The organism is Saccharomonospora iraqiensis subsp. iraqiensis, assembly GCF_000430445.1.
Lineage (GTDB): Bacteria > Actinomycetota > Actinomycetes > Mycobacteriales > Pseudonocardiaceae > Saccharomonospora > Saccharomonospora iraqiensis.
In genome coordinates, this window is the sequence record NZ_KE387068.1 from 1 (window position 1) to 3,894 (window position 3,894).

Below are 3,894 nucleotides of genomic sequence, written 5' to 3' on the forward strand. Positions count from 1 at the left end.
CGCGGTCGTCAGGGCCGGCATCACGGGCAGTGCCCGGCCGACGCGCAGCCGACGGCCGACCGGCCAGGCGGCCGCGACGACCGCGGACGCCAGGTGGTAGGGCGTCTCGGGGTTGCCGAGGGTCAGCAGGAGCCACAGTCCGGTGAGGATCACCGCGAGGACCAGTCCGGCGTGCCAGGGCCCGGCCGCGGCCTTCACCAGGGCGTCCCGGTCCATCGTGTCGAGCAGGCCGGGCGCCCGGGTGCGGACCGCGTCGAGCACCTGGGTCGCGCGCGGGTTCACCATGGTGTGGTCGTCGCCGACGACCACGGTGGGCACGGTCTCGTTGCCGTCCGCGATCGCGCGGACCCGGGCGGCGGCCCGCGAGTCCTGCCAGATGTCGACCTTCCGGACGGGCAGCCCGATCCGGTCGAGGTCGCCGAGCAGCCGGGAGCAGTACGGGCACCCGGGACGCCAGTACACCGTCACCGGTGTGGTGGTTCCGTCGCTCACGAGATCTCCGGGCGGTCGTCGGCGGTCACTGCCGTCCAGTGTCGCACGCTCCCGGCCGCCTTGTTGGCTCCATGCCAGCACGGTGTGGAGTGCGGCGCACGAGGAATGCGGGGGAGGACGGACCGGGCGGCGCGGTCCGTTTCCGGGCGGCACCGTGCTGCGGAGGGGCGGTGGTGTGATGACACAGCAGGCCGAGGTGGTCGTCGTCGGTGCGGGGCTGGCCGGGTTGACGGCCGCCCGTGAGCTGCGGTCCGCGGGGGTGAAGGTGCTCGTGTGTGAGGCGGAGGACGAGGTCGGTGGTCGCATCCGCACCGACGTGGTGGACGGCTTCCGGCTGGACCGCGGGTTCCAGGTCCTGCTCCCCGGATACCCGGCCCTCCGGTCGACGGTGCGGGTCGCCGACCTGCGGCTGCAACACTTCACCCAGGGGGTGATCGCCGGTGGGGACCGGAGGCGGCGATACCTCGCGCCGCCCTGGCGCCATCCGGCCGCGCTGCGCGACCTCGCCGAGTTCGCGTGGCGCCGGCCGCGGGACGTGGCGGCGTTGGCGTGGCTGTCCGCCCGGGACGCGGTGGCTCCGGCGCGGGTGCTGCGTGCGGGGCCGGAGCGCTCCACGGCGGACGAGCTCGCCCGCAGCGGTGTCTCCGACCGGACCGTCGACGAGGTGCTCCGCCCGTTCCTGGCCGGGGTCTTCCTCGATCCCGAGCTGCGCACGTCCTCCCGGGTGTTCCACCTGATCTGGCGGGCGTTCCTGCGTGGTGGCGGGGCGCTGCCCGCGGCCGGGATGGGGACGCTGCCCCACCTGATCGCGCGTGACCTGCCCACGGACGGCATCCGGTACTCCAGCCCCGTCACCGAGGTCGACGACGAGGGGGTGACGCTGGAGGGCGGGGAGCGGATCCCCGCGCGGGTGGTGATCGTGGCGACCGACGGGGACACCGCGGCCCGGCTGCTGCCCACCGTGTCCGCGCCCGCGTGGCACTCCGTGACGACCTTCTACTACCGCCTCGCGGGCCGACCACCGCTGGAGCAGCCCACCCTCCTGGTGGACAGCGGTGAGCTCGTGTTGAACACCGCGGTGATCAGCGCCGCCGCCCCCGGCTACGCGCCGCCCGGGTCGGCGCTGGTGGCCGCCTCGGTGCCGGAACGGGCCGACGCCGACCCGGCCACCGAGACCCGGGTGCGCACCAGGCTCGCGCGGCTCTACGACACCACGACGGCGGACTGGGAGCTGATCCGTGCCTACCCGATCCGCCGGGCGCTGCCCGTGATGACCGAACGGCATCCGTTGCGGAGCGCGGTGCGCCTCGGCCCGGGCCGGTACGTGTGCGGCGACCACCGGGACACCAGCTCGCAGCAGGGCGCGCTGACGTCCGGAAAGCGCACCGCCCGGGCCGTGCTGCACGAGCTGGCCGACCGGTCCTGGTCCTGACCGCGGTCCGTGGATCGGAACCGACGCCCGGATGAACGCGTGGCCACGGCCGTCCGGGCGCACGGAGGCCGCCGTCCGCATCCAGACCCAACCGGGCACCACGGTCACCGAGACCCAGCCGGGAAGCACCGTCACCCAGACGGTCACCGCCACGGACACCGTGACCGAGACGGTCACGAAGAGCAAGGGTAAGGACAAGTGCCCCGACAAGGGGAAGCACAAGTCGTGTGACGACGACGGCGCCGCGAACGCCGTTGCTCGGTACCCGTTCCCCCGGCGTTGACCGACTGTCACACTGGACACCCGTCCGGGTGAGCACAGGGGAGTGATACGGGTGTCCGGTTCCGACAACAAGCCGGCGGCGTTGGACAGGCCGAGTTCGGCGCGGGTCTATGACTACCTGCTCGGCGGGACCCACCACTACGCCATCGACCGGAAGTTCGCCGACGAGCAGGTGGCGGTGGCTCCGGACATGCCGTACGGGATGCGTTCGAACCGGGAGTTCATCGGGCGGGCGGTGCGCCTGGCGCTGCGGCACGGCATCCGCCAGTTCGTCGACATCGGTGCCGGGCTGCCCAGCCAGGGCCAGGCGCACGAGATCGCCGACGAGACCGACCCGCAGGCCCGGGCCCGCGTGGTGTACGTGGACAACGAGGAGATCGCGCACGCCCACTCGGAGATCCTGCTGGCGGAGGAGGCGGACCCGCAGCGGCACCGGGCGGTGTTCGCCGACTTCTTCGACGGTGCACGGCTGTGGCAGCGGGTGCTGGACACCGGGGTGATCGACCCCAGGGAACCGACGTGCCTGCTGGTCACCGCCCTGTTGCACTTCATGCCCCCGGAGAAGGCGCCGGAGCGGACGTTGGCCTTCTACCAGGACCGGCTTCCCCCGGGCAGCATGCTCGTGCTCAGTCACATCTCCGATGCCGACCACCGGCCCGACACCCACGAGGTCGTGGCGAACTACGCCAAAACCACCAATCCGGCCTTCCTGCGGTCCCGGGACGAGGTCGCGGCCCTGTTCGGGGGCTGGGAGCTGGTGGAACCGGGCGTGGTGTGGGCCGTCGAGTGGCGTCCGGATGGTCGGGAAGAGCCGTGGTGGGACGACGACCCGGCCCGGGTCCGCTACCTCGCCGGGGTCGCGATCAAACCCTGACCGGGCGGGCCCCGGGTCTCGCCGGACACCCGGTCGCACCACGGCGTCGCGGCGGGCCCCACGCGTAGGATGCGGCGCCATGGCGATCGATCCGACCGGTTCCGACCTGAAGCGTTTCCTGTCCGACCGGCCCGACGAACCCGTGGTGATGCTGAACCTGCTGCGCTTCCGGGAGGGCGGCGCCGAGCGCTACGCCGACTACCTGCGGCACTTCCGGCGGTTCGCCGAGAAGGTCGGCGCGACGATCCTGTACTACGGGCACGGGGCGGCGCCCGTGGTGGCCGAGGCCGGGCAGGACTGGGACGCCGTCCTGCTGGTGTCCTACCCGAGCAGGCGCGCGTTCTCCGAGATGGTGCGCGACGAGGAGTACCAGCGCGGCACCCACCTGCGGTCGGAGTCGCTGGTGGAGACCGTGCTGCAACCGACCACCGACGCCTCCGGCACGGTCTGGCCCGGCGGCAGCTGATCCCCGTGGCGCGGCACAGGGTGGTGCTGGTGCGCCAGTGGGACCGGCAGATGGGCGGCTCCGGCTGTTGCGGCCGGTTGGACGGCGACCCGGTCGGCGCGCTCCGCGGCGACGACACCGGTCCGTATGTGCACTGCCGCGCCGACATGGAACGGATGGGCGCGGTCTACCGGGCGTTGCGCGCGCGGTTCGACGAGGACGAGGTCGAACTCACCGTGGTCGACCCCCGCAACACCGCCTGGATCCTGCCCGCCGTCTGGCGGGACGCGCGGCGCCGTGGCCTGTCCCGCCGTGCGGCACTGGCCCAGGTCAACGCGGCGACGCGGGCCCGCGCGGTGGTCTGCGACG

At 73.3% G+C, this 3,894-nt stretch carries 6 protein-coding genes; 5 read left to right on the forward strand and 1 reads right to left on the reverse strand.

Annotated elements, in window-relative coordinates:
* Positions 1-492, reverse strand: a 492-nt coding sequence (locus tag ACTIR_RS27450) for a glutaredoxin domain-containing protein (RefSeq protein ID WP_026453693.1), incomplete at its 3' end; no start/stop codon positions are given.
* 178 nt (positions 493-670) lie between these two features.
* Here ACTIR_RS27450 and ACTIR_RS0106720 point away from each other — a divergent pair.
* From ACTIR_RS0106720 to ACTIR_RS26370, 5 genes are all read left to right on the forward strand, one after another.
* Positions 671-1,924, forward strand: coding sequence for an NAD(P)/FAD-dependent oxidoreductase (locus ACTIR_RS0106720; protein ID WP_026453685.1), 1,254 nt, complete (start codon positions 671-673; stop codon positions 1,922-1,924).
* Positions 1,925-1,955: 31 nt separating this feature from the next.
* Positions 1,956-2,207, forward strand: coding sequence for a hypothetical protein (locus ACTIR_RS0106725; RefSeq protein WP_026453686.1), 252 nt, complete (start codon positions 1,956-1,958; stop codon positions 2,205-2,207).
* 45 nt (positions 2,208-2,252) lie between these two features.
* Positions 2,253-3,080, forward strand: coding sequence for an SAM-dependent methyltransferase (locus tag ACTIR_RS0106730; protein ID WP_411431318.1), 828 nt, complete (start codon positions 2,253-2,255; stop codon positions 3,078-3,080).
* 79 nt (positions 3,081-3,159) lie between these two features.
* Positions 3,160-3,546, forward strand: a complete 387-nt coding sequence (locus ACTIR_RS0106735) for a DUF1330 domain-containing protein (protein ID WP_026453688.1) — start codon at positions 3,160-3,162, stop codon at positions 3,544-3,546.
* A 5-nt stretch (positions 3,547-3,551) separates the two neighbouring features.
* The coding region (locus tag ACTIR_RS26370) for a hypothetical protein (protein ID WP_052583745.1) at positions 3,552-3,894 on the forward strand (343 nt) is incomplete at its 3' end.